General features: G+C 72.7%; 25 protein-coding genes and 4 tRNA genes. 14 read left to right on the plus strand and 15 right to left on the minus strand.

The window, feature by feature from the left end; all coding sequences use genetic code 11:
- Positions 1–20 precede the first annotated feature (20 nt).
- From ACZYRU_RS03800 to ACZYRU_RS03815, 4 genes are read left to right on the plus strand one after another with little or no spacing between them, the layout of a single operon-like run.
- On the plus strand, positions 21–815 hold the full coding sequence (locus ACZYRU_RS03800; protein ID WP_488955746.1) for a 2-keto-4-pentenoate hydratase: 795 nt from the start codon (positions 21–23) through the stop codon (positions 813–815).
- Positions 812–1,249, plus strand: a complete 438-nt coding sequence (locus tag ACZYRU_RS03805; protein WP_488955747.1) for a RidA family protein — start codon at positions 812–814, stop codon at positions 1,247–1,249. The genes ACZYRU_RS03800 and ACZYRU_RS03805 overlap by 4 nt, the downstream gene beginning before the upstream one ends.
- On the plus strand, positions 1,246–1,767 hold the full coding sequence (locus ACZYRU_RS03810) for a 3-hydroxyanthranilate 3,4-dioxygenase (protein WP_488955748.1): 522 nt from the start codon (positions 1,246–1,248) through the stop codon (positions 1,765–1,767). Before ACZYRU_RS03805 ends, ACZYRU_RS03810 begins: the two co-directional genes overlap by 4 nt.
- Positions 1,768–1,771: 4 nt before the next feature.
- On the plus strand, positions 1,772–2,752 hold the full coding sequence (locus ACZYRU_RS03815) for an amidohydrolase family protein (RefSeq protein ID WP_488955749.1): 981 nt from the start codon (positions 1,772–1,774) through the stop codon (positions 2,750–2,752).
- Positions 2,753–2,814: 62 nt separating this feature from the next.
- On the opposite strand, the gene ACZYRU_RS03820 is transcribed toward ACZYRU_RS03815, so the two are convergent.
- Positions 2,815–3,312: a MarR family winged helix-turn-helix transcriptional regulator gene (locus ACZYRU_RS03820; RefSeq protein WP_488955750.1), complete on the minus strand. Its 498-nt coding sequence runs from the start codon at positions 3,310–3,312 to the stop codon at positions 2,815–2,817.
- Between the two features lie 17 nt (positions 3,313–3,329).
- Between ACZYRU_RS03820 and ACZYRU_RS03825 the strand changes: the two genes are divergently transcribed.
- On the plus strand, positions 3,330–5,387 hold the full coding sequence (locus ACZYRU_RS03825; RefSeq protein WP_488955751.1) for an MMPL family transporter: 2,058 nt from the start codon (positions 3,330–3,332) through the stop codon (positions 5,385–5,387).
- Here ACZYRU_RS03825 and ACZYRU_RS03830 read toward each other — a convergent pair.
- Together ACZYRU_RS03830 and ACZYRU_RS03835 are read right to left on the minus strand one after the other, a co-directional pair.
- On the minus strand, positions 5,351–6,424 hold the full coding sequence (locus ACZYRU_RS03830; protein ID WP_488955752.1) for an NADH:flavin oxidoreductase: 1,074 nt from the start codon (positions 6,422–6,424) through the stop codon (positions 5,351–5,353). The two genes, ACZYRU_RS03825 and ACZYRU_RS03830, sit on opposite strands and share 37 nt — an antisense overlap.
- A gap of 76 nt (positions 6,425–6,500) precedes the next feature.
- A tRNA-Phe gene (locus tag ACZYRU_RS03835) sits at positions 6,501–6,574 on the minus strand.
- Between the two features lie 127 nt (positions 6,575–6,701).
- Between ACZYRU_RS03835 and ACZYRU_RS03840 the strand changes: the two genes are divergently transcribed.
- From ACZYRU_RS03840 to ACZYRU_RS03850, 3 genes are all read left to right on the plus strand, one after another.
- Positions 6,702–6,774, plus strand: a tRNA-Glu gene (locus ACZYRU_RS03840).
- Between the two features lie 97 nt (positions 6,775–6,871).
- Positions 6,872–6,945 (plus strand) — tRNA-Asp (locus ACZYRU_RS03845).
- A gap of 62 nt (positions 6,946–7,007) precedes the next feature.
- A complete protein-coding gene (locus ACZYRU_RS03850) occupies positions 7,008–7,373 on the plus strand; it encodes a metallopeptidase family protein (RefSeq protein WP_488955753.1) in 366 nt (121 codons plus the stop codon).
- A gap of 21 nt (positions 7,374–7,394) precedes the next feature.
- Here the strand turns inward: ACZYRU_RS03850 and ACZYRU_RS03855 are convergent, their stop codons facing one another.
- Positions 7,395–8,381 carry an ATP-binding protein gene (locus ACZYRU_RS03855; RefSeq protein WP_488955754.1) on the minus strand — a complete coding sequence of 329 codons (987 nt, stop codon included), beginning with the start codon at positions 8,379–8,381 and terminating at the stop codon, positions 7,395–7,397.
- Between the two features lie 251 nt (positions 8,382–8,632).
- Between ACZYRU_RS03855 and ACZYRU_RS03860 the strand changes: the two genes are divergently transcribed.
- Entirely contained in the window at positions 8,633–10,123 is a 1,491-nt protein-coding gene (locus tag ACZYRU_RS03860) for an NAD(P)/FAD-dependent oxidoreductase (RefSeq protein WP_488955755.1), read from the plus strand.
- Positions 10,124–10,205: 82 nt separating this feature from the next.
- On the opposite strand, the gene ACZYRU_RS03865 is transcribed toward ACZYRU_RS03860, so the two are convergent.
- Positions 10,206–10,847 (minus strand): PaaI family thioesterase, encoded by a 642-nt coding sequence (locus ACZYRU_RS03865; RefSeq protein ID WP_488955756.1) that lies wholly within the window; start codon positions 10,845–10,847, stop codon positions 10,206–10,208.
- A 73-nt stretch (positions 10,848–10,920) separates the two neighbouring features.
- Here ACZYRU_RS03865 and ACZYRU_RS03870 point away from each other — a divergent pair, with 73 nt between their 5' ends.
- Complete coding sequence (locus ACZYRU_RS03870) at positions 10,921–11,451, plus strand: GNAT family N-acetyltransferase (RefSeq protein ID WP_488955757.1); 531 nt, start codon at positions 10,921–10,923, stop codon at positions 11,449–11,451.
- On the opposite strand, the gene ACZYRU_RS03875 is transcribed toward ACZYRU_RS03870, so the two are convergent.
- Positions 11,441–12,394 (minus strand): hypothetical protein, encoded by a 954-nt coding sequence (locus tag ACZYRU_RS03875; RefSeq protein WP_488955758.1) that lies wholly within the window; start codon positions 12,392–12,394, stop codon positions 11,441–11,443. The genes ACZYRU_RS03870 and ACZYRU_RS03875 overlap by 11 nt on opposite strands.
- Positions 12,395–12,566: 172 nt before the next feature.
- Here ACZYRU_RS03875 and ACZYRU_RS03880 point away from each other — a divergent pair, with 172 nt between their 5' ends.
- Positions 12,567–12,980: a Fur family transcriptional regulator gene (locus ACZYRU_RS03880; RefSeq protein ID WP_488955759.1), complete on the plus strand. Its 414-nt coding sequence runs from the start codon at positions 12,567–12,569 to the stop codon at positions 12,978–12,980.
- A 10-nt stretch (positions 12,981–12,990) separates the two neighbouring features.
- Here the strand turns inward: ACZYRU_RS03880 and ACZYRU_RS03885 are convergent.
- The 5 genes from ACZYRU_RS03885 to ACZYRU_RS03905 form a co-directional block, all read right to left on the minus strand.
- Positions 12,991–13,063 (minus strand) — tRNA-Lys (locus ACZYRU_RS03885).
- 9 nt (positions 13,064–13,072) lie between these two features.
- On the minus strand, positions 13,073–13,825 hold the full coding sequence (locus ACZYRU_RS03890; protein ID WP_488955760.1) for a CPBP family intramembrane glutamic endopeptidase: 753 nt from the start codon (positions 13,823–13,825) through the stop codon (positions 13,073–13,075).
- Positions 13,822–14,724: an NAD(P)H-binding protein gene (locus tag ACZYRU_RS03895; protein ID WP_488955761.1), complete on the minus strand. Its 903-nt coding sequence runs from the start codon at positions 14,722–14,724 to the stop codon at positions 13,822–13,824. Before ACZYRU_RS03895 ends, ACZYRU_RS03890 begins: the two co-directional genes overlap by 4 nt.
- On the minus strand, positions 14,721–15,989 hold the full coding sequence (locus ACZYRU_RS03900) for an NAD(P)/FAD-dependent oxidoreductase (RefSeq protein WP_488956244.1): 1,269 nt from the start codon (positions 15,987–15,989) through the stop codon (positions 14,721–14,723). The genes ACZYRU_RS03895 and ACZYRU_RS03900 overlap by 4 nt, the downstream gene beginning before the upstream one ends.
- On the minus strand, positions 15,989–16,294 hold the full coding sequence (locus ACZYRU_RS03905) for a sigma-70 family RNA polymerase sigma factor (RefSeq protein ID WP_488955762.1): 306 nt from the start codon (positions 16,292–16,294) through the stop codon (positions 15,989–15,991). The genes ACZYRU_RS03900 and ACZYRU_RS03905 overlap by 1 nt, the downstream gene beginning before the upstream one ends.
- Positions 16,295–16,348: 54 nt before the next feature.
- Between ACZYRU_RS03905 and ACZYRU_RS03910 the strand changes: the two genes are divergently transcribed.
- Positions 16,349–17,275, plus strand: a complete 927-nt coding sequence (locus ACZYRU_RS03910; RefSeq protein WP_488955763.1) for a DICT sensory domain-containing protein — start codon at positions 16,349–16,351, stop codon at positions 17,273–17,275.
- A gap of 24 nt (positions 17,276–17,299) precedes the next feature.
- Here the strand turns inward: ACZYRU_RS03910 and ACZYRU_RS03915 are convergent, their stop codons facing one another.
- Genes ACZYRU_RS03915 through ACZYRU_RS03925 form a run of 3 tightly spaced genes read right to left on the minus strand, consistent with a single transcriptional unit; the run spans position 17,300 to position 19,884 of the window.
- Positions 17,300–18,388 (minus strand): alanine racemase, encoded by a 1,089-nt coding sequence (locus tag ACZYRU_RS03915; protein WP_488955764.1) that lies wholly within the window; start codon positions 18,386–18,388, stop codon positions 17,300–17,302.
- Between the two features lie 24 nt (positions 18,389–18,412).
- Complete coding sequence (locus ACZYRU_RS03920) at positions 18,413–18,679, minus strand: hypothetical protein (protein ID WP_488955765.1); 267 nt, start codon at positions 18,677–18,679, stop codon at positions 18,413–18,415.
- A complete protein-coding gene (locus ACZYRU_RS03925) occupies positions 18,679–19,884 on the minus strand; it encodes a 3-ketosteroid-9-alpha-monooxygenase, oxygenase component (RefSeq protein WP_488955766.1) in 1,206 nt (401 codons plus the stop codon). The genes ACZYRU_RS03920 and ACZYRU_RS03925 overlap by 1 nt, the downstream gene beginning before the upstream one ends.
- A 151-nt stretch (positions 19,885–20,035) precedes the next feature.
- Here ACZYRU_RS03925 and ACZYRU_RS03930 point away from each other — a divergent pair, with 151 nt between their 5' ends.
- Both ACZYRU_RS03930 and ACZYRU_RS03935 read left to right on the plus strand, forming a co-directional pair.
- Positions 20,036–20,824 carry a glucose 1-dehydrogenase gene (locus ACZYRU_RS03930; protein WP_488955767.1) on the plus strand — a complete coding sequence of 263 codons (789 nt, stop codon included), beginning with the start codon at positions 20,036–20,038 and terminating at the stop codon, positions 20,822–20,824.
- A 36-nt stretch (positions 20,825–20,860) separates the two neighbouring features.
- Entirely contained in the window at positions 20,861–21,679 is an 819-nt protein-coding gene (locus ACZYRU_RS03935) for an SDR family NAD(P)-dependent oxidoreductase (protein WP_488955768.1), read from the plus strand.
- Between the two features lie 243 nt (positions 21,680–21,922).
- Here the strand turns inward: ACZYRU_RS03935 and ACZYRU_RS03940 are convergent, their stop codons facing one another.
- Positions 21,923–24,268 carry a PEP-utilizing enzyme gene (locus ACZYRU_RS03940; RefSeq protein ID WP_488955769.1) on the minus strand — a complete coding sequence of 782 codons (2,346 nt, stop codon included), beginning with the start codon at positions 24,266–24,268 and terminating at the stop codon, positions 21,923–21,925.
- Positions 24,269–24,381 lie beyond the last annotated feature (113 nt).

A 24,381-nucleotide genomic window follows, 5' to 3' on the forward strand; every position in this document is an offset into this window, starting at 1 on the left:
CACCGCATCGAGGAGAACACGTGAGCGACGTCGCCGAGCTGGCCGAGCGGCTCGACCGGGCCCGGACGGGGTGTGCGCCCATCGTCCAGCTGACAGCCGGGACGGAGGTCGACCTGGACTCCGCGTACCTGGTCCAGCGCGAGGGCATCGCGCTGCGGGTCGGCCGCGGGGAGCGGGTCGTCGGCGTCAAGCTGGGCTTCACCAGCAAGGCCAAGGCCGAGCAGATGGGCGTCTCCGACGTCATCCTCGGAGTGATGACCGCGGAGACGCAGACCGAGGACGGCGGGGAGATCGACCGGAGCCGTCTCATCCACCCCCGGGTCGAGCCGGAGGTCGCGCTGCTCCTCGGCGCCGATCTCGATCCGGCGGCGCCGCCGGACGAACAGCTCGCGGCCGTCGCGCAGGTGGCACCGGCGCTCGAGATCATCGACAGCCGCTACCGCGACTTCAAGTTCGCGCTCGCCGACGTCGTCGCCGACAACACCTCTGCTGCCGGATTCGTGGTCGGCGAGTGGCGCGACCTCGCCACGGTCCTCGCCGACCTCGACCTCGCCGATCTCGCGGTGACCCTCGAGATCGACGGCGAGGTCGCCGAGACCGGCTCCACGGGCGACATCCTCGGAGACCCGCTGCGTGCTGTCGCCGCCGTCGCTCGGCTGGCGTCGCGCCACGGCGTCCCCGTTCCGGCCGGATCGATCATCCTGGCCGGAGCCGCCACCGCCGCCGCCCCCCTGCCCGACCGGGCGGGGTCGGTGGTCGTGGCCACCGTGGCCGGGCTCGGCAGGGTGTCCTGCACGATCGGGGGCGCACGATGACCGAGGCACACCTGGTGACCGGGAAGGCAATGCCTCGCGGGCGCTTCCCGCACGTGAAGGTCGCGGGCGGCTTCGCCTACGTGTCCGGGACGAGCAGCCGTCGCCCCGACAACACCTTCGACGGCGTCGAGGTCGACGACCTCGGCGTCACCAACCTCGACATCCGGGTGCAGACCCGGGCAGTCATCGAGAACATCCGCGACATCCTCGCCGCCGTCGGAGCCGGCCTCGAGGACCTGGTCCAGGTCACGACGTACCTGGTCAACATGAACGACTTCGGCGGCTACAACGAGACCTATGCCGAGTTCTTCGACCACGACGGTCCGACCCGGACCACGGTCGCGGTCCACCAGCTCCCGCACCCCCACCTGCTCATCGAGATCCAGGCGGTCGCCTGCTTGCCCGGCACCGCCGACCGGAAGGACGACGCATGACCATCCCGCCCGTCTTCAACTTCGAGAAGTGGGTCGCCGAGCACGAGCACCTGCTCAAGCCGCCGGTGAACAACCGGCAGATGTGGGAGCCCATGGGCGACTTCATCGTGCAGGTGGTCGGCGGCCCCAACCAGCGCACCGACTTCCACCTCGACCCCTACGAGGAGTGGTTCTACCAGGTCAGGGGCAACATGCACGTCAACCTGATGACCGACGAGGGCCCGGTCCGCGTCGACATCCGCGAGGGTGACATGTGGATGCTCCCGCGCAACGTCCACCACTCCCCGCAGCGCCCCGAGGAGGGCTCGATCGGCATCGTCATCGAGCGGATCCGCGAAGAGGGCACGCTCGAGAAGTTCGTGTGGTTCTGCGAGTCCTGCCACCAGCAGGTGCACGAGGTCGAGCTCCAGGTGCGCGACATCGTCGCCGACCTGCCTCCGGTCTTCGAGCAGTTCTACGCCTCCGAGGAGGCGCGCACCTGCTCGAGCTGCGGTGCGCTCCACCCCGGAAAGGGCTGAGTCGATGGACGGCACCGTCGACGTCCACACCCACTACGTCCCACGTGGGTGGCCGGACCTCGGTCCGGGACAGCCGTGGCTGCGGATCGACTCCGAGCGCGACGCGATGATCCTCGTCGGGGAGTCCGAGTTCCGGCGCGTCCAGGACGACTGCTGGGACGCCGGGGTCCGCCTGGCCGACATGGACGCCGACGGCGTCGCCCGACAGGTGGTCTCGCCGACGCCCGTCTTCTTCTCCTACGACCTGCCCGGGGCCGAGGCCGCAGCCGTCTGCCGGATCTTCAACGACCTGGCGCTGGAGATCTGCGCGCCCGGTGGCGAGCGCCTGGTGCCGTTCTGCCAGGTCCCGCTCCAGGACCCGGACCTGGCGTGCGTCGAGCTCGACCGCGCCATCGCCGCCGGACACCGAGGTGTCGAGATCGGCAACCACGTGGGTGACCGCGACCTGGACGACGCCGGCATCATCACGTTCCTCCAGCACGCAGCCGACTCGGGAGTCCCGGTCTTCGTGCACCCCTGGGACATGCCCAACTCGCCCCGGCTGGACCGGTGGATGGCGCGTTGGCTGGCCGGGATGCCGGCCGAGACCCACCTCTCGGTGCTCGCGATGATCCTGGGCGGTGTGTTCGACAAGGTGCCGGACTCGCTGCGGATCTGCTTCGCCCACGGCGGCGGCTCGTTCCCCTTCTGGCTCGGCCGCTTCGAGAACGCCTGGCACCGCCGCGGCGACGTCATCGCCACCTCGGCGGAGCCGCCCTCGGCGTACGTCGACCGGTTCAGCGTCGACAGCGTCGTCTTCGACCCGCGGGCCCTGCGCACCCTCGTCGACACCATGGGCGTGTCCCAGGTGATGGTCGGCAGCGACTACCCCTACCCGCTCGGGGAGCGGCCGGTCGGCAAGGTGGTCGACGACGCGGACTTCCTCAGCGAGTCCGACCGTGCCGCGCTGCGCTGGGGAAACGCCTCCCGGTTCCTGGGGTTCTGACCGACTGCGCGCAGGAGAGAGGGTGACCTGCACTCCTGGCAGGCAGGCCCGTCGCGGGCCGGTCAGGCGTCGGTCGGTGCCACCTCGCCGTCCGCAATCCGGTCCGCCAGCCGTCCGGCAGCGTCCGCGGCGCTGGCGAGCCAGCGCTCGACCACGGCGACCTCGGCGTCGTCGAGATCGGACAGCGACGCGCGCAGCGCCCCGGCCAGCGGGCCGAAGAAGCCGCCGGCCACCTGGCGGGCGGTGTCGGTCAGGGCGAGCAGGTGGCGGCGACCGTCGGCGGGGTCGGGTACGCGTTCGACATGGCCGCTCGACTCGAGGCGGCGCAGGAGCGCGGACGTCGCCGGCGGGCTCAGGTCGATCGAGTCCGCGAGGCGGCTCGGGGTCATGACCTGGCCGCGCAGCGCGGCTTGGTGCAGGTGCGCGAGGGCCTCGACGTCCGTGGGGTGGAGGGCGTGGCGGCGGGCGAACAGGTGCGAGAACCGGGTGAGCTCGTAGGACAGCTGCTGGACCAGCACCGGGACCCGGGCGCCGGGCGGATGGTCTCCGGTCGGGGGCATGTGCATATCCTTCCATCATGGAACCATCTCCGGCGGGCGCTCGCCTGCTGCCGATTCTCCGTCCCCGGGTCGCCTGGGTCCTTCCCGCCCTCTACCTGCTCGTCGGGAGCGCCCTGATCGGCGTCGTCGGCACGGCGCCGGTCGACCGCTCCGCGACCGACCAGCTGCCCGACGGGTACGACGCCACCGCCGTCGTCCGGCTGCTGGAGGACTTCCCGTCCGGCGACGACCGGGTGGCCGTGGTGCTGTTCTCCGCGGACCGCCCGCTGGCTCCGGCCGACCGGCAGGTGGTGGAGCAGGTCTTCGCCCAGGTCGCCGGTGACGCGGCGGTGGCACCGCTGCAGGCCGCGGAGGACGGGACCGCTCTGGTCGGCGTGCTGCCGATGCCCAGCAGTGACGCGGCCCAGCTCGCCGACGACGTCGAGGACCTGCGTGCTGACGTCCGGGCCGGGCTGCCGGACGGCGTCCGCGCCGAGGTCACCGGTCCGGCCGCCATCCAGGGCGACCTCGCCCGTGTCTTCGAGGGTGCCGATCTCACGCTGCTGCTGGTGACTGCCTCGGTCGTGGCCCTGCTGCTGGTCATCACCTACCGCTCGCCCGTGCTGTGGCTGGTCCCGCTGCTCGTCGTCGGCGTCGCCGACCGGCTGGCCGCCGTGGGTGCCACGCACGCACTCACGGCGCTGGGCGTCGCCTTCGACCAGTCCACGACCGGCATCCTCTCCGTCCTCGTGTTCGGAGCCGGCACGGACTATGCGCTGCTGCTCATCTCCCGGTACCGCGACGAGCTCCACCGCACCCGGAACCGGGGCGAGGCCATGGCGCGGGCCTGGCGGCGCACGAGCGAGGCGGTGCTCGCCAGTGCGGCCACGGTCGTCGTCGCACTGCTGACGCTGCTGCTCTCCGCGTTCCCGACGACCCGGGGACTCGGCCTGGCGTGCGCGATCGGCGTCGTCGTGGCCGCCCTCGCCGTCCTCGTGGTGCTGCCGCTGGCGCTGGTCGTCTTCCCGCGTGGCATCTTCTGGCCGCGGCGACCGGAGGTGGGGGAGCCGACCGCATCGGAGGGGCGGACCCTGTGGCGACGGGTCGGTGACGCCGTGGCCCGCCGACCGCTGCGCTCGGCGTCGGCGGGAGTCGTGCTCCTGGCCGTGCTGGCGAGCGGCATCCTGGGCATCCGCAGTGGCCTGTCCGAGGCCGACCAGTTCATCGACACCCCGGAGTCGATCGCGGCCGCCTCCCGCTTGGCCGAGTCGTTCCCGGCCGGCAGCGCCGACCCCGCGGTGGTACTGACCCGCGACGACGTCGGGGAGGTCCTTCGCGCGGTCGAGTCCGCCGACGGCGTCGCGTCGGCGCGTCCGGCGGGTGAGCATGGCGGCCTGACGCGCATCGACGTCGTCCTCGACCACGCCCCCGGGACGTCCCGGGCACGCCAGGACGTCGTCGCGCTGCGCTCGGCCGTGGCCGACCTACCGGGCACCGTGGTCGGCGGCACGGACGCGGAGGACGTCGACTCCGACACCGCGACCCGGGACGACCGGGCGCTGGTCCTGCCGTTGATCCTGGTGGTCGTGCTCCTCGCGCTCGGGCTGCTGCTGCGTTCGATCGTCGCGCCCGTGGTGCTGGTGCTCACCGTCGTCGCCACCTACCTGGCTGCGCTGGGGGCGGGGTGGGTGCTCAGCCACGGGGTGTTCGGCTTCGAGCGGCTCGACGTCGGCGTACCGCTGCAGGCCTTCCTCTTCCTCGTCGCACTCGGTGTCGACTACAACATCTTCCTGGTGGCGCGCGCCGCGGAGGAGGCGGAGCGGTACGGCGCCCACGAGGGCATGCTCCGCGCCCTGGCCTCCACCGGTGGCGTGATCACCAGTGCGGGGGTGCTGCTCGCGGCGGTGTTCGCGGTCCTCGGCGTGCTGCCCCTCGTCGTGCTCGCGCAGCTCGGCATCGTCATCTGCGTCGGCGTCCTGCTCGACACCCTGCTCGTCCGCACCGTCCTGGTGCCGGCGATCGCCCTGCGCCTCGGCAACCGGTTCTGGTGGCCGCGGCGTCAGGCGACCAGGTCGTCCCAGCCCGCGGCGAGGTAGTCCAGGAACGCCGGCCCGACGTGCTCGGCCGCGAGCTCAGCGCGCGGGACCGGGCGGGGCCGGGTGCGGAAGCCGGTGTCGGCGAGCGCCCGGGCCGCGAAGTCGTGGTGCAGGATCGCGCCGGTGCCGACGGTGACGACGTCGGCGCCCCGGTCGAGGCACCACTGAGCGTCGGCGGTCGTCAGCACGCCGCCCGCGACGCCGAGCAGTGCGCCGTGCCGGGGCAGGTCGGTGAAGTGCTCGATCAACAGGCCGTCGTGGCCTTCGGCGCGCGGCTGCATCCGGACGTCCCACAGGGACATGTCGAGGTAGTCGAGGCGACCGGTCGCCAGCAGCGCACGGGCGGTCTCGCGGCCCTCCGGCAGCGTGGTGCCGTAGCCCTCGGGCGTGAGCCGCAGGCCGAGCTGGAAGTCGGGGCCGGTCGCGGTGCGGATCCCGTCGACGACCTCGAGCAGGGGCAGCATGCGGTCCTCGAGCGCGCCGCCGTACCCGTCCTCGCGATGGTTGGACCGGGCGTCGAGGAACTGTGCGAGCAGGTAGCCGTGCGCACCGTGCAGCTCGACCCCGTCGAAGCCGGCCTGCTCGGCGCGGACCGCGGCGGCGACGAAGTCCGCCACCATCCGTCGTACGCCGTCGGTGGTCAGCGCCACCGTGTCCTTGGCCGGATCCGCCCACGGCCCGACGTTGGGCACCCCGTTGAGCGCGGCGTCCGCGCGCCGGCCGCCGTGGTGGAGCTGGACCGCGGAGCGGGTGCCGGTCGCGCGCAGGCTCTCGGCGAGCCGGCGCAGGCCCGGCAGGTGCTCGTCGCCCGCGATACCGAGCTGGCCACGCCAGGCACGTCCCTCCGGTGCGACGTACGCCGCACAGGTCATGGTCAGCCCGAACCCGCCGCGTCCGCGCGCGACGAGCCAGTCGTGCTCGTCGTCGCTGAGCGTGCCGTCGTCGTTGCTCTGCACGTTCGTCAGCGGGGCGAGCGCGAACCGGTTGGCCCAGGCAGGGCCGTGGACGAGGGCGACGGAGTCGGCGAGCGAGGTCACCGCCACATCCTGCCAACGCGGAGGCGGTGGAATGACGAGACCCCCGCCGGTGTCCCGGCGGGGGTCTCGTTGCTTGTGGGCAGGGGCGGGGTCGAACCGCCGACCTATCACTTTTCAGGCGATCGCTCGTACCAACTGAGCTACCTGCCCAAGCAGTCGCCAACCTTACCGGAGGGTGGGCCGAGGAACGAATCTGGGGCAATGCCGCGCCGATGCGCATCTGCCGGTGCCGGGCACTATGCTGGCCGGCGCTGCGGAGGCTAGTCCTCCACGGTGGGCCCCCATCGTCTAGCGGCCTAGGACACCGCCCTTTCACGGCGGGTACGCCGGTTCGAATCCGGTTGGGGGTGCGGCTCATCAGGCCGAGGTGGCTCCCGATTGGGACTGCTGGAGGTGGATGGGCTAGAGTTCCAACCGCTTCACCACGCGAAAGCGGAGTGAACGAATGGCCCTGTAGCGCAGTTGGTTAGCGCGCCGCCCTGTCACGGCGGAGGTCGCGAGTTCGAGTCTCGTCAGGGTCGCAGACAAGCAGGAAGCCCCGGTCATCACGACCGGGGCTTCCTGCATTTGCGGGTTCGGCACAATGAGTCCTGTGCCTGTCGAGATGAGCCCCGAGGACTTCGACGCCCTCGTCGACCGTGCCCTCGACGAGATCCCCGAGGAGCTGGCCCGGCTCGTGCACAACGTGGTGGTGCTCGTCGAGGACGAGCCGCCGGCGGGCGAGCCCGACGACCTCCTCGGCCTGTACGACGGGGTGGCGCTCACCGAGCGCGGCGGCGGGTTCGAGCCGCAGCTGCCCGACCGGATCTTCCTGTTCCGCGGCCCGCTGCTCGACATGTGCGACGACGAGGAGGACCTGGCCGACGAGGTCCGGATCACCGTCGTGCACGAGGTCGCCCACCACTTCGGCATCGACGACGCCCGGCTGCACGACCTCGGCTACGCCTAGGAGCCGCCGCCGGGACGGGAGTCAGGCCTGGAGGCTGGGGCGCGAGCCGGAGCCGGTGCCGCTGCCCTGCCAGGCGACCGGCGGGGCGCCGACCGACTGGCGGCGGAACTCGCCGAGGAACCAGATCTGGAACGACCGCTGCTCGGGGGTGCGCGGCGCGGTCAGCAGGCGCTGGGCGCGGGAGAACTCGTCAGCGGCGTCGAGCAGGTCGATCAGCCCGCCGATCTGCCGGGCGGTCTCGCGCGGCATCCGCAGCCGCAGGTCGATGGTCTCGCGACCGTCGGCGTACGCCGTGTCGACCTGCTCGCGGCCCATGTTGGCGCGCAGCGGCCGCTCGAGGGCGTCGAAGTGCTCGGAGAGGACCTTCGCCAACGGGTAGTCGTCCTCGTGGGCGAGGGCGAGCAGGCGGATCTCGCGGCGCAGGTCGCGGTAGTGGCGCTGGAACCGGCCGAAGGCGCCGATCGGCACGCCGTTGATCTGGACGCCGACCTCGCCGACCCGGGTGTGGTCGGCCGCGAGCGACGGCATGCTGTGGGTCTGTTGGTACGGCGCCCCGCCCGTCTCGGACAGCTCGGGGGCCGGCTCGAACCAGACCGCCTTGCCGTCCTCGTCGATCTCGGCGCCCCAGGCGGCGGAGGCCCGGGCGACGATGTCGAGGCCGCGGCCGACCGTGGTCAGCGAGGCGAGCTGCTCCTCGTCGAGGGCGTCGAAGGCGTCGAGGTCGAAGGCGTCGATGTCGAAGCCGCCCGCCTGGGTCACCGGCTGCGGCGGGATGACCGAGGCGTCGTGCACCTCGAACCGTGGGTGGTCGGCGGTGCCCCGGACCTGGAGCCGGATCGGCGCGGTGCCGTGGAGGACCGCGTTGGTGACCAGCTCGGAGACCGCGAGCTCGGCGCAGTCGGCGAGGTCCGTGCGCCCGAGCTGACCGCAGGTCTGGACGACCCAGCGTCGTGCGTCGTGCACGATGCGTGGCCCGGGGGCCAGGTCCAGGGTCTGCCGGTGCTGCACGGAGGAACCTTCCGGTGTCGCGGCCCGAGTGTTGTGGTCGATGTCCGGTGGATGGGGGTGGCGCTCCCGGGTGCGATACCCCACCCGGTTGACGACTAAACCAACCTCCGCGACGTCGTTTGGTGACGGTCCGGGAGTCATGTGACCGACCAGACCTTGACCTCGGGTTGGGGGTCGTGCAGGGGACGCGGAATGATGAGCCGCAACCGACGTCATCGCGTCGTCAACCAAAGGTGCTCCAGGAGGAAGCCATGGCAGCAGGCGACACCCAGCCCGACCTGCCCGATCGCATCATCGTCCCGCGTTCCGACCGTCACCAGGTCGTCGTCATCGGGTCCGGCTTCGGTGGCCTGTTCGGCACCAAGCAGCTCAAGGACGCCGACGTCGACGTGACGATGATCGCGAAGACGACCCACCACCTCTTCCAGCCGCTGCTCTACCAGGTGGCGACCGGCATCCTCTCCGAGGGCGAGATCGCCCCGCCGACCCGTGAGGTCCTGGCGAACCAGAAGAACGCCCAGGTCCTGCTCGGCGAGGTCACCGACATCGACCTGGAGAACCGCCTGGTCACCTCCCACGTGCTCGGTCGCGAGCTCGTGACGCCGTACGACTCCCTGATCGTCGCCGCCGGCGCCGGTCAGTCGTACTTCGGCAACGACCACTTCGCCGAGTTCGCCCCCGGCATGAAGAGCATCGACGACGCCCTCGAGCTGCGCGGCCGGATCTTCGGCGCCTTCGAGATGGCCGAGCTCGGCGCCGCCCGCGGCGAGAACGTCGACCACCTGCTGACCTTCGTGGTCGTCGGCGCCGGACCGACCGGTGTCGAGATGGCCGGCCAGATCGCCGAGCTCGCGCACCGCACCCTGACCCGCGACTTCCGCGCGATCTCGACCCGCCACGCGCGCGTCATCCTGGTCGACGCGGCGCCCCAGGTGCTGCCGCCGTTCGGCCACAAGCTCGGCAAGTGGACCCAGGAGAAGCTCGAGAAGCTCGGCGTCGAGGTCATGCTCGGTGCGCTGGTCTCCCAGGTCGACGAGCGCGGCCTGACGGTCAAGTACAAGGACGGCTCCGAGGAGCGCGTCGACGCGATCGCCAAGGTCTGGGCCGCCGGCGTGCAGGCCAACAAGCTCGGCAAGACGCTGTCGGAGCAGACCGGTGCGCCCCTGGACCGGGCCGGCCGGATCTCGGTCAACCCGGACCTCACGCTCCCGGGCTACCCCGAGGTGTTCGTGGTCGGCGACATGATCTCCCTCGACAACCTCCCCGGTGTCGCGCAGGTCGCGATCCAGGGCGCGAAGTACGCCGCCAAGGAGATCGAGGGCCGGATCCAGGGCAAGCCCGCGCAGCCGCCCTTCAAGTACTTCGACAAGGGCTCGATGGCCATCATCAGCCGCTTCCGCGCGGTGGCGATGGTCGGCAAACTGCGGCTCACCGGCATCCTCGCCTGGCTGATGTGGCTGGTCGTCCACCTCTTCTACATCACCGGCTTCAAGAACCGCGTCACCGCGGTGATGCACTGGTTCGTCTCGTTCATCGGCAAGGGCCGCTCCGAGCGCACCTCGACCGAGCAGCAGATCTTCGCCCGCGTCGCGCTGCAGCGACTGGCCCGCGGTGCGACGGACCTGGTCTCCCAGCCCGGTGAGTTCGACGAGGCACAGCGTCGTGCGGAGCTCGAGGAGGTCGCCGCCGAGGAGGCGCGCCTGTCCGACGAGAACAAGCGCGGGGTCAAGGTCGGCGGCTGAGCCCCGGCTGCAGGAATACCCGCTTCAGCGGGTATTCCTGCGCTTCCTGACGGATGCAACGGTCAGGAAGCGCAAGTTCTCGTCAGGAAGCTCCGAGCCGTTCCCGGATGTGGCGGGGCAGGATGAACACCCCCTCGGCCTCGGCGGTGATGCCGTCGGGGCCGATCATGTGGGCCTTCGCCCACGTCTTGATGCCGTCCTCGCGGTCGATCCACGCCTCGGCCCGCAGATCGCCGAGCGGCGTGCCCTGTCGGTAGACGATCGTCAGCGTGCCGGTCATGCCCGGCCGGCCCGCCGCGCCCACGGCGTGCCCGAGGATCTGGTCGAGGATGAGCGACACGACGCCGCCGTGGACCAGCCCCGGCGGTCCCTCGTACGCCGCCCCGCAGTGGAACTCGCTCTCGGCCCGGCCGCTCGGGTCGCTGTGGACGGCCAGTGGCGGGGCGATGGGGTTGCGCATCCCGATCACGGGGTTGCCCCACGGGCGACGCCGGCCAGCGGCGAGCAGCTCCTGGCCCAGGGTCTGGGTACGACGCACCGTGCGCAGCCGCGCCACGGCCGCCTCGAGGTCGGCCTGCGCGGCGCGGACCTCGTCCTCCGCGACGTCCGACATCACGCACAGGTCGACCAGCTCCCGCGCCGTGGCCGCGAGCGGGCGCCAGGCGGTCGCCTCGGCCTCGGCCTCGGCGGTCGGGGGCTCGTCGAAGACACGGTGCCAGTTCATGCCCGCCAGAGTAGAACACGTTCTTGTTCTGGCGGCGGGGAAACCCGTTGACCGGGATGGTGGGATGGAGCCCATGACCGCCCTCGTGCCGCCCGACGTCGCCCGCTGGAAGGCCTGGGCGGCGATGATCGAGGACTTCGGCGGGACCGACGAGATGCACGGCTCCGGCCACTGGAACCTCGAGGGCGACCCGGTGCCGTCCGAGGCCGGCTGCGCGGCGTACGTCGCCATGACCGAGCTGACGTCGACGGCCGACCTCGACGGGACGCGGGTCCCGTCGACGTACTTCTGGATCACCGACGGCGACGGCGGGCCCGACGACGAGGTGGTCGGCTTCCTGCACCTGCGCCACCTGCTCAACGACTGGCTGCTCGAGCAGGGCGGACACATCGGGTACGCCGTGCGGCCCTCCGCCCGGCGCCGCGGCCACGCGTCGCGGGCGCTCGCGCTCGGGGTGGAGGCGGCGGCCGGGCTCGGGATCGAGCGGGTGCTGGTCACCTGCGACGTCGACAACGACGCGTCGCGGCGCACCATCGAGGCGGGCGGTGGCGTGCTCGAGGACGAGCGGGCGGGGAAGCTGCGGTACTGGGTCGCTACGGGGTGACCGGCTCGGCGTCGTCCGGGCGCAGGCCGGGGCGCAGCCGGTAGAGCACGGTCGTGAACCAGTGCGGGTCGACCCACGACCGGGTGACCACGACCAGCGGCAGGCCCTCGCGCTCGATCAGCACCGTCCAGCGGCGGTCGCTCGGCTCGCCGATGATCGCGATCGGCGTGTAGGGGCTGGCCAGGTCGACCAGCTCGGTCTGCCCGTTGCGCTTGATCGAGAGCTGTCCGCGTCGTACGGCGAGCTCGGTGCTCGTGCAGCCCGCGCGCACCGCCCACACGACGAGGAGCAGGAAGCCGAGGGTCGCCGCGACGCCGATGGAGCCGGTGGTGGGCTGCTTCGCGGCGGCGTACGACGCCACGGCGGTGCCGGCCAGGACGGCCAGCAGCACCCAGGAGAGCGCGCGGCGGATCCCGCCGCGCACGGGGAACTGCGCGTCGGTGCTCGCGTTGAGCGCGGTGAGATTGTCCTCCGGCTCGGTCCAGCGGCCGTGCTTGACCTCGGGCTGGCCGCGCTCCCGCGGGGGCGGCGCGGGGCGGACCGGCTGGGCGGGCGCCTCGACGTGCGCGGGAGCGGGCGGCGCGGGGGCCGGGGTCGCGCGGGGCGCGGGTTTCGGCTTCTTCGGCATGTCGGCGCGCAGCGCCTCCACGACCGAGCGGCCCAGGTCGGTGCTGTCGAGGCCGACGGCCTGCGCGATCCGCGACGGCGGCTCGGGCGGCGCCTCGACGCCGAGGGCCTCGAGCACCGAGCGACCGGCCTTCAACGAGTCGGCGCGGCCCTGGGGCGTCGTACCGGGTGCGGGGGCGGGGGGCGTCGGCGCCACCGTCGGGGCGCCACCACGGGGTGCGCCGACGACCCGCGCGTCCCGGGCATAGGTGCCCCGCTTGTCCAGCCAGGCGCGGATGCTCTCCGAGTCCGGACCGAACTCGTCCTTGCTCCCCACGAGCGAGTCCTCTCTGTTCCCTCTCCCGCGGTCAGGTTACCGGGGGTCGGTCCCGGTCGTCGCCGTACGCCGGTCCCGTCCAGATGGTCCGAACGGGCCATGCCGGCATGGTTCTCCCCGCAGGCACGGTAGATTTGAGACTGATTCCCAGTCGACTGCCCCAGGAGGCCCGGTGCCCGACACCGACGCGCGCCCGACCGCGCTCCGGCCGACCCGCCAGCGCCGCGCGATCACCGACGCCCTGGCCAACGCCGCAGACTTCCAGAGCGCTCAGGAGATCCACGACACCCTGCGGCGTACCGGCGACAAGGTGGGGCTCGCCACCGTCTACCGCACCCTGCAGGCCATGGCCGAGACCGGCGACGTCGACGTACGCCACAACCCGGCAGGCGAGGCGACCTACCGCCGCTGCAGCGACTCGCACCACCACCACCTGGTCTGCCGCTCCTGCGGCCGCACCGTCGAGATCACCGGCTCCGCGGTCGAGAAGTGGGCGCACGCCGTCGCCGACGAGCATGGGTTCAGCGAGGTGAGCCACACGGTGGAGCTGGTCGGCCTGTGCGCGGAGTGCGCGCGGCGGCGGTGACGGGTCTGGGTAGGCCGTGTCGGGCTCGAACCGACGACCCTCGGATTAAAAGTCCGGTGCTCTACCAACTGAGCTAACGGCCCGGGACGAGCCTAGCGAGCGTGTCTCGGCGCAGCCGCGGCGCCTCGCGCCCGACGCCGGAAGAGCGGGGGCAGGAAGCGCAGCATGAGCGCCGACCAGACCGCGTGGGTGATGAGCGGCGCCTGCAGGCCTCCGGAGGCGCGACGCTGGAGCCCGAACAGGGTGCCCATGGCGCCGGCGGCCAGGACCAGGGCCGGGTTGCGGGTCGTCGCGGTCGCCAGCGCGTAGACGGCGGTCGACGTCGCGACCGGGTGCCGTCGGCCCAGGGTCGCGTAGAGGGCGCCGCGGAAGAAGACCTCCTCGCCGATCCCGTTGGCGAGCGTGGTCGCGAGGACCAGACGGTCGTCGCCCTCGTCGGCGAAGCGCAGGACGCGGGCCACGGCGTCGCCGAGCACGGGCACCCGCCGCGCCGCGAGCGCTGCGCCGTAGAAGAGGCCGAAGGCGGCGACGCCCGTGGCCACCGGGGTCGCCAGCGGCCGGCGCACGGTGGAGTCGCGGTTCTCGATCCAGCCGAGGTGCAGGGGGCCCGAGGCCAGGCCGCCCACGGTCCACACCCCGGCGACCGCCGCGGTGGACAGGTAGAACTCGCGGGAGCCGGGCGGCGTCGAGAGCGAGACGCCGAGCAGGCCGGCGCCGGTCACGGCCGTGGCGGCGACGACCCGCCGTCGGCGGCGGCGTACGGACGGCGTCTCGACCAGCTCGGCCCCGACGACGTGCGACAGCGGCTTCGGCAGCAGGCGGTCCAGCCGGGAGGTGAACGTCATCGGCTCGCGGCGCGCTCCATCAGCGCCAGGCGGACCGCGTCGTCGTACGTCATCGGTTGGAACGGTACGACGTCGCGGACGCTCGTGTCGGTGACCACGACCTCGTTGACCATGGAGTCCACGAGGTTGCGTCCGGCGCGTACGTCGACGTCGGTGACCAGGGCCAGCCAGCGCGACGACAGGCCGGGGGTGAGCAGGGGCACCGGCACGATCGGCAGCCGGCGTCCCTCGACCGCGGCGACCCGTTCGAGCATCTCGGCGTACTCGAGCACGTCCGGTCCGCCGATCTCGAACACCCTGCCGACGGCGTCCGGGTGGCCGAGCACCCCGACCAGGTAGCGGACCACGTCGGCGACCGCGATCGGCTGGGTCCGGGTGCGCACCCAGCGGGGCGTGACCATCGCCGGCAGGTGCTCGACGAGCTGGCGGGTGATCTCCCAGGAGATGCCACCGTGCCCGACCACGATGCCGGCGCGCAGCACCGTGACCGGGACGCCGCCGGCGCCCAGGAGGGACTCGACCTCGCGCCGGCTGCGCAGGTGGGCCGACAGGTCGTCGCCGTCCTGGCCGAGGCCGCCGAGGTAGACCAGCTGCTCCAGCCCGGCGCGGGCGGCCCGGGTTCCGAACGACTCCGCGGCGCGGGCGTCACGGGTCTCGAAGTCCTCGTGGCCCAGCGAGTGGACGAGGTAGTACGCCGTCTCGCAGCCGTCGAGCGGCCGGTCGAGCGTGGCGGGATCGCCGACGTCGCCGTGCACGGGCGTTCCCGGGCCGCGGTGGCGGTCGGGGTGCCGGGTCATCACGCGCACGTCCCTGCCCTGCTCGACGAGCGCCGCGACGAGACGGCGGCCGACGAAGCCGGTCCCGCCCGCGACCAGGACGGGTGCCGCGGAGGCGCTCACCGGGGGCTCCGGTCCGGAGCGTCCTGCAGGGAGGGAGCCGCCAGGTGGCCGAGCACGGAGCGGGCGACCCGGTCGCCGGACACGAGCGCACCCTGCACCGAGCTGGTGTCGCGATGGTCGCCCGCGACCCACACCCCGGCCCCGGGCAGGTACGCCGGCCGGCGCAGCGGGTGGGGCGCGGTCATGGCGGGCACGGCGAACGGGAGGTCGTGCACCGCGACCAGCTCCCAGTCGTCGTGGGGTGCCCGGTGCAGTGCGGCGGCGGTGCGCCGCGCGACGTCGACGTCGACCCGCGCCCGTCCGTCCGTGTGGAGCACCGAGGTGGCCACGAGTGCGCGCCCGTCGTTCGAGTACGACGGTGCCGACGCCGTCAGCACCACCGAGTTCGTGACTCCCGACCCGTCGGCGTCCACGGTGAGCGTGCCGTCCAGGTCGCGCCACGGCCGCGCTGCGAACCAGTACGTCGTCACACCGTGGGCGTGGGGCGCCGTTCCCAGCGCCGGCACGAGCGCCGGCGCCTGCCAGGGATCGGTCGCGACGACGACCGCCCGGGCGTCGATCGGGGTTCCGTCGGCGAGCACGACCAGGTCGGGACGGACCTCGGCGACGGGGCTCTCGAGCCGAACGGCGCCGGGTGGCAGCCGGTGGGCGAGGGCTCGGGGAAGCGCCTGCATGCCGGTCGACGGCACGGCGGAGCGACCCGTGGCGAACATGCGCAGCATCAGGTCCGTGAACACGCGGCTGGTCGTCATCTCGTCCTCGAGCACGACGCCCGAGACGAAGGGGACCAGCACGTCCCGCACCGGGCCGGTGGGCAGCGTCGCCCATGCCTCGCCGGTCGTGACGTCGGGCCGTTCCTTCAGCCGCCGGGGGCGGGTGGCGAGCACCCCGCCCGCGTAGCGCGCGAGGGCCGCCTTGCCGCGGAGCCCGGTGGCAGCCGAGGTCAGGGCACGCAGGGCGGCTGTCGGAGACGCCAACGGATGGGGCAGGTCGCGGACGCGGCCCTCGCGCCGGATGCGGATGCCGCGCGGCAACGGACGCAGGTCGAGGTCCGTCAGGGACACGGCCCGTCGTAGTGCGGGGTAGGCGGTGTTGAGAACCTGGAACCCGTGGTCGACCGTGAACCCGTCCACGACGTCGCTGCGCACGCGCCCACCCACGCGGTCGCCCGCCTCGAGGACCAGCACCGGCACGCCCTCCCGGTGGAGCCGGGCGGCGCACGCGAGCCCGGCAAGGCCGCCACCCACGACGAGGACGGGGAGCATCACGCGCCGACCCGGGCGACGGCGGCCCAGGCGAGGGGTGGCATCTGGTCGGGGGAGATGCTGAGCAGCCACGCCCGCGCGCTCAGACCCGACCGGGCCTGCGCGGCGGCGTGCAGCCAGGCGCCGACGTACCTCCTCGTCGCCGCGTCCTTCGCCTGGGCGGGGTCCCCGTGGCGGCACAGCTCCAGTCGCCAGGTGACGGCGCAGGTCGCGTCGTAGAAGTCGAGGAAGGCCTCGACGTCCCCGGTCGCGGCACGCACGAGGAGGCGCCGCAGGTCGGGGTCGGACAGGTTCGCCGTGCTCATCGAGCCTCCCAGTGACCTAAACAAAATCATGAACAATCTGTTTAAGATTAGGCTATGAGCATGGACCAGGACCTCGGCGCGGCGCAACCCCCGGCAGGATCGGGAGTCGCCGACGAGGTCGGCGGGACCGGCGGGACCGGCGGGGACGATGAGCTGACCATCGGCGACCTGGCACGCCGCGCGGGTGTGAGCACCGCCGTGCTGCGGATGTGGGAGTCGCGGCACGGGTTCCCCAAGGCACGCCGGCTGGCCAGCGGCCACCGCCGCTACTCCGAGGCCGACGTCGACCTCGTCCGGCAGGTCCTGCGGCGCAAGGCGGCGGGGATCCGACTCGAGGTGGCGATCGCCGAAGCGGCGGCGAGCGCCGCGCCGACGAGCCTGTCGATCTTCGCCGAGCTGCGGCGTCGGCGCCCCACGCTCGCCGTCCACCGGCTGCGGAAGTCCACGCTCATCGCCCTGTCCTGGGCCATCGAGGACGAGTGCTGCGCGGTGGCCGACCACCCTGTCCTCTTCGGCGCCTTCCAGCGCGGGAGGTTCTACGAAGCCTCTGCCGGACGCTGGGCCGAGCTGACCCGGGTCGCACGCTCGGCAGTGGTGTTCGCCGACGAGTGGGACCCCGGGGCCCGGGCGGAGCGCGGACCGGTGCGGGTCGACCTGGCGCCCGACGCGCCGATGCGCCGCGAGTGGGCGGTCGTCTGCGACGCGCTCGACTCCACGGCGTGCCTGTCGGCATGGGAGCTGCCCGGCCAGGCGGGCGTCCCGGACCGGGAGCGGGTCTTCGAGACCGTGTGGACCGTCGACCCGGTCGCGGTGCGCGACGCCGCCCGGGTCGCGGCGCGGGTGGCGGCCGAGGCGGGTCTGGCCGACGCGACCCCGCTCCTCTACGAGCTCGCCGAGCCGCCGGCGCCGCGGGTCACCGCGCCGGTCGCGGTCACGGCTCTGTTCAACCGCGTCGTCGCGTACGTCGACCGGCTGGTCTGAGCGCCCCTGCCGGCCCTCGAGCCGTCAGTGGAACCGGGGGTGCCAGGTGCCCACGACGTCACCCGCGTCGTCGACCACCGCGATGTCCGGCCACCTGTCGAACGCCGAGCACGGGTGGGAGATGCCCAGGTCGACGACGTCGCCGACCGCGAGGCCGCTCGCCTCCTCCAGCACCAGGTGGTGGTCGTAGATCCGCACGGCGGTGCCGCGGGCGGTGGCCGGGTCGGTGAGGAGGACCGGGAGGCCGGCGTCGTGGGGCAACTCCCGCTTGCCGCCGGCGAGGACGGCGAGTCCGGGCTCGGGCGTGGAGAGGACGACGGTGCGGACCGAGAGGGCAGGGCGCAGGCCCGGGAACGGCGAGACCTCGGCGTAGGTGCCGTGGTCGTGGGTGACGTAGCAGCCGGAGCGTACGACGAGCTCGACCCCGTCGGCGCCGGCTGCGGCGAGGAGCGCGCGGTCGGGGAAGGCGGAGCCGCCCAGGGTGAGGATCGGCCGGGACGTCTCCAGCAGGGACCGGAGCCGGTCGAAGACGTCGACCGTCGTACGGCAGTGGTCGTCGACGAGCGCCACGGTGGCGGCGTCGCGGGTGTTGGGGCGCACGCCCTCGTAGCCGGAGACGCCGACCAGCGCGAGGCCGGCCGCCGCGGCGCAGGCCCGGGCGACGTCGAGCGCCTCCGCCGGGGTGCGGACGCCGGTCCGGCCGGCCGGCGTACCGACGTCGACCAGGACGGGCAGGGGCCGCGAGGCGCCGTCGAAGGCGCGCGCGGCGATCTCGGCGCCGGCCACGGAGTCGACCAGGCAGCACAGGTCGAGCGAGGCGTCGGCCTCGAGCCAGGACCGGATCCGGGCCAGCTCCGCGCGCTGGACGACCTGGTTGGCGATGAGGATCCGGTCGATGCCCCAGTCGCGGACGATCGCGGCCTGGGCCACCGTGGCGACGGTGACGCCCCACGCGCCGGCGGCCAGCTGCCGCTCGACGATCGGCCGGGTCATCGTGGTCTTCACGTGCGGGGCCAGGACGACGCTCTGCTCGCGGCACCAGTCGGCGAGCAGCGCGATGTTGTGGTCGAGCGCCGTGAGGTCCAGGCGCAGCTGGGGAAGGACGTCGGGCACGCCGCGAACCTACTCCCCGAGGGGTCAGTCGTCCTCCGGCGCCAGCACGGGCAGCGTGCCGTCGACGACCGCCTGCGCGATGCTCTCGCGCAGCCGGTCGCACACGGGCGGGAGGCCCTTGACGGCCGAGCCGGGGGACCAGGAGGTGCAGGCGGACTTCGCCTCGTCGGACCACTGGACCGACGTCTGCTGCCAGCTGGCCTTGCGGACCAGGACCTGGGCGGCGCACGAGGTGCACGCCACCGGGTGCATGGGGGCGTCGGCCAGCCGGTTGTCCGGCCGCACGCCCATCAGGCGTCCTGGGTCTGGGGGACCGCAGCGGCGGCCTCGGCCGCGGCCGCCTCGGCGCGGCGGGCGACGTTCTCCTGGACCTCGCGCTGCCAGGCCTCGACCGGCTTGGTGGTGTCGAGCTCGAACTCGAAGCGCTCGGTCATCTCGGAGGTGACCTGGTCGGCGTCGACGTAGAACTGCTCGTACCAGCGGCGCAGCTGGTAGACCGGGCCGTCCTCCTCACACAGCAGCGGGTTGTCGATCCGGGTCTTGTTCTTCCAGATCTCGACGTCCTGCTCGAAGCCGAGGCGCACGGTGGCGACCATCTTGGCGGCCAGCGCCTCGGCGGCGGCCGGGTCGTCGTCCTGGACCTCGGGGCGCTGCATGCTGATGCCGTAGAGCAGCATGAACGAGTTCTCGTCGATCGGGTAGTGGCAGTTGATCAGCACGGTGCGGGTGTCGCCGTGCTCGTAGTGGTAGATCAGGTCGTCGATCATGAACGACGGGCCGTGGTACGTCGCGACGGACGTGTTGCCGAGCCGCTTCGGGGCACCGATGGCGACCTCGGCGGGCCGCATGTCGTCGCGGTTGACGCCCTTCTGCAGCTGGGTCGCGGTGTGGCCCTCGAAGGTGTTCTTGAAGTACGTCGGGAACGCGTGGTGCACGTAGAAGAAGTGCGCCATGTCCACGACGTTGTCGATGATCTCGCGGCAGTTGGTGTTGACGACCGTGGTCGCCCACGCCCAGTCGGTCCAGGTCGGGTCGGACGGACCGCCGTCGATGAGCGGGATGGCCTGCTCGGCGATCGGGGCCTTGCCCTCGTGGTCGTGCCACACGAAGACGAGACCGTCCTGGGTCATCGCGTGCCAGGTGCGGGTGCGGGCGCGCAGCGGGACCCGGCGCGAGTAGGGGATCTGCTTGCAGCGGCCGTCGCCGCCCCAGCGCCAGTCGTGGAACGGGCAGGCGACCTCGTCGCCCTTGATCGAGCCCTGCGACAGGTCGCCGCCCATGTGGCGGCAGTACGCGTCGAGGACCTTGATCTCGCCCTGGCTGTCGGCCCACACGACGAGCTTGGTGCCGAACGCCTGGATCGAGTGCGGCTTGCCGTCGCGGAAGTCCTTCTCGAGACCGATGCAGTGCCAGCCGCGGGCGAACCGGGCCGGAGCGTCCTCGAACTCGATGTGGCGGACCTCGTCGGCACCCGTGCTGTTCTGCACCGCAGTCATCTCGATCTCCTCGTGGTGGGGCTGGTGGGGACAGGGCCCGAGAGGCCTGCCGATGCTGCGACGTTATGGACGCCACGCCGCTCTGGGCACGAAGGTCCCGCTGATCGGGATCCCCGGCCGGGCGCGCCGATGGCGGGGCTTCCCTAGCGTCATGACCTCCATCACAAGCCAGTCCGACCCCGTCTCCGGTCCCGTCTCGGGCCGCGTTGCCGACAAGGTCGTCATCGTCACCGGCGGGTCCCGCGGCATCGGTGCCGCGTGCGTGCGCCGGCTCGTCCAGGAGGGTGCGCGGGTCGTCATCGCCGACGTGCTCGAGGCCGAGGGCAAGGCGCTCGCCGACGAGCTCGGCGAGCGGGCGTCGTACGTCGCCCTCGACGTGACCAGCGAGGACGGCTGGGAGCAGGCGGTCGCCGCTGCGGAGGCCACCTTCGGGCCGGTGTCCGGCCTGGTCAACAACGCCGGCATCGTGCACGTCGACCCGATCGAGCAGCACAGCGAGGCCGACTACCGCCGCGTCATCGACGTCAACCAGGTCGGTGTCTTCCTCGGCATGAAGGCGGCGATCCCCTCGCTGCGCAGGGCGTCCGCGGCCGGCGTGGGCGGCTCGATCGTCAACATCTCCTCGACCGGCGGCCTGATCGCGTACTCGCGGATCGTCGGGTACGTCGCCTCGAAGTGGGCCGTGCGCGGCATGACCAAGACCGCGGCCCAGGAGCTCGGCCCCGACAACATCCGGGTCAACTCCGTGCACCCGGGCTTCACCCGCTCCGAGATGACGGCCACCTCCGCGCGCTCGCACGAGGGGGCGAAGCACCAGCCCCTGGCGCGCCAGGCCGAGGCGGTCGAGATCGCCAACCTCGTGCTGTTCCTGATCTCCGACGAGTCCAGCTACAGCACCGGATCCGAGTTCGTCGCTGACGGCGGCTTCACCTCGCTCTAGGCACCCGCCGCCGAGCACACCGACAAGGAGAACACCATGAAGGACTTCAACGGCAAGGTCGTCGTCATCACCGGCGCCGGGGCCGGCATCGGCCGCGAGCTCGCGGTCCAGCTCGCGCGTGAGGGCGCCCGCCTCGCGGTCTCCGGCCGCAGCATCGCGAACGTCGAGGAGACCGCCGAGCTGTGCCGCAAGGCCGGCGCCGAGGCCCGCGCGTACGAGGTCGACGTCACCGACCGCAACGCCGTCCTCAAGCACGCCGACGAGGTCGTCGCCGACTTCGGCAAGGTCAACGTCGTCGTCAACAACGCGGGCGTCTCGCTCGTCGCCAGCGTGGAGGAGGTCAGCTGGGAGGACCTCGAGTGGATCGTCAACATCAACTTCTGGGGCGTCGTCCACGGCACCAAGGCGTTCCTGCCGCACGTCATCGCCTCCGGTGACGGCCACATCGCCAACATCTCGAGCATGTTCGGCCTCGTCGCGTGCCCGACCCAGGGCGGCTACAACGCCACCAAGTTCGCCATCCGCGCCTTCACGGACTCGCTGCGCCAGGAGATGAAGATGTACGAGCACAAGGTGGGTGTCAGCAGCGTCCACCCGGGCTCGATCCGCACCGACATCGCCAAGAAGGCCCGCGCCGGCGGCGACCGCGATATCGCCCAGCTCGCCGCGAACTTCGACCGGATCGCCAAGATGACCGTCGAGGAGTGCGCCGACATCATCATCAAGGGCATCCGCAAGGACAAGGCACAGATCCTGTGCGGCAACGACGCCAAGTTCATGGCCGTGCTGCCCCGGATCATGGGCCCGAGCTACCAGAAGGTCATCACCGCGCTGTTCAAGAAGGACGTGAAGTAGCGCTCTGCTCGCCTGACCAACGACGACAGCCCCCGGGTGCCACGAGCACCCGGGGGCTCGTTCATTCCGCCGACCCGGCTCGAAGTGGCTCCGAAATGCCGCCGACCCGGCAGAAGCTGGCCCCGAAATGCCGCCGACCCGGCAGAAAGTGGCGGGTGTACGGGCCACTTTCTGCCGGGTCAGCGTGAAATCCGAGCCACTTTCTGCCGGGTCAGCGTGAAATCCGAGCCAGCTTCTGCCGGGTCAGCCCTCCAGCACCTCGACCGTGCCGGCGGCACCGTCGACGCGGACGAGCATGCCGTCGGTGAGGCTGGTGGAGGCGTGCTTGGTGTCGACGACGCACGGGATGCCGAACTCGCGGGCCACGATGGCGGCGTGGGAGGCGGCGCCACCGATGTCGGTGACGACGGCGGCGGCGTACCCGAACATCGCGGTGTGGCCGACGTCGGTGACGGAGGCGACGAGGACCTCGTCGGGCTCGATGTCGTCGTCGGGGGTGCGCAGGACGCGGACCCGGCCCTCGACGACGCCGGCACTGACGCCGATGCCGCCGATGGTGTCGCCGACCGAGACGCCGTCGTGGACGCCCTCGGGGGCCCAGGTGCCGACGACGACGTCGGGCATCCGGACGCCCTGCAGCCGGACCCGTTCCGTACGACGCCGGGCGACCCGCTCCTCGAAGCCGGCCGGGTCGACGAAGAGCTCGTCGAGGGTCAGGTAGAACGCGTCGTCCGCAGCAGCGAGCCGGCCGGCCGCGACCAGGCGGTTCCCGCGCTCGCGTACGGCGAGGCGCAGGTCGTGCGTGTAGCGGACCACGCCGTCGCGGGCGCGCTCGCGGGCCAGGATCGCGCCGGCGGCCATCTTGCCGGTGCGCGACTTCATGGCGGGCACGGCCTCGCGAGCAGCAGCGGGCCGCGCAGCCGCGGCGGCGGCCGAGCCGACCAGGTGGGCCGGGCGGTCGGAGAAGGAGGGGTTCTCCAGCTCGCACTCGCCGGGACCACGGTGGCCCATCACCGCGAGCTGGGAGTCGAGCGCGGCCGAGAACGCCGGCGAGGCCGCACGCAGCGCCTCGACGTCGCCCTCGCGGGCCAGCTTGAGCAGGTGGTCGTCGCCGCGCAGCTCGTCGGCGAGGCGCTCGACGGCGAGCATGGTGCGGGCCGACTCGAGGAGCTCGACGTCGACCGCGACGTGCTCGGGGTCCTTGCCGCGCTCGTGCATCGCGTCGGCGGCGCTGGTCATCATCACGCCGATCGAGGCGACCGACCAGGCGTGGGCGAGGCGGTCGCGCCACAGCAGGGCGCGGGTGTGCAGCTGGTCGTCGGTCAGCGCGGCCACCTGCTCGGCGGTCAGGCTCTCGGCGGCGGCGGCCGTGTGCACGGCCTCGGCCTCCTCCTTGAACTTCCGCGCCCGGGCGATCACCCGGCTGGTGGCGGTGATGGTCGCGATCCGGCTGGCGAGGCCGGTGGGCATCGGCGGGCCGCCCTGGGGCCGGAAGACGACCTCCTCGGGGATGTTGCCGTAGACGTCCTTGCGGACGGTCGCCTCGTCCCAGCCGGGCATGTTCTCGACGATGTTCACGCCGACCGAGGCGTTGATGTAGACGCAGTGGCCGAGCACGCCCAGCACCAGGCTGGTCTGCTGCTCCAGCGCCGCGCCGTCGAGCGAGAGCATCCGGCCCATGCCCTCGTTGGAGATCCGCTGCGCACCGAGCTGGAGGTCCAGCGACATCGGGGTGAGCGGACCGGGCAGCGCCTCGGAGGTGTTCGTCGCCGTGAGTACGGCGAGCCGCGGGTCGAGCAGGGTGTCGAACTCGCCCTGGAGCTCGTCCGGCCCGGCGGCCACGAGGGTGCCGCCGTCGCTCGCGGGCAGGTTGTTCGGGACGACGTACGTCGGCAGGCCGAACCGACCCGACTCGACCTCGACGCCGCGCTTGGTGATCCGGGAGCCGCGCAGGCCGCGGGCCAGGTCCTCGAGGGCCTCGCGGGCGGTCCAGCCGTAGCCGAAGCCGGCGGGGACGTCGCTCTCGGTCGCGGGAGCGGCGGGACGGGCGGAGACGCCGGGGACGGCGGGCTTCACGCCGGCGACCTGCAGCAGCTTGCGGGCCTCGGTGCCGGTGACGGTCCCGGGCGCGGCGAGCGTGAACGGCCCGGTGGCGTCGGCCGAGACGACAGCGGCCAGCGCACGGTTCACGTCGTCGTGGTGCACGACCTGCAGCGCGGCCGAGCCGCCGCCGAGCAGGTCGGCGAGGGTCTGCAGCGCGGCGCGGTCGGTACGACGTCCCGCCACCGGCGCGACCTCGACGACGACGACCTCGACACCCGCCGAGGACAGGGCAGCGGCCGCGGCGTGGGTGCCGCCGAGCGGGGTGGGGAGCACGACCCGCGTGCCGGGTGCGACGCGGAGCGGGCCCCCGGCGAGGTGCACGACGGCGTCGACGGAGCCGGCCGCGGCGACGTCGGCGACCACCGTGACGCCCGGGTCCAGGTAGCGGTGCTGCCCGACTCCGACGACCTCGTGGCCGGCGGCCAGCAGCAGGCGGGCGACGTCGCGCCCGTCCTCGGTGGCGACTCCCGTGATCAGGACGCGCATGGACTCTCCTCCTCGTGGTTCCCCGGCCCGACGTACCGGGGCCAGACGAGGAGCGTCCGGCCCGTGAGGCCGGTCACGTCGCGGAGTCCCACTCAGCGGGAGACCCCGGACGA

It is taken from the genome of Nocardioides sp. F233, assembly GCF_057813895.1.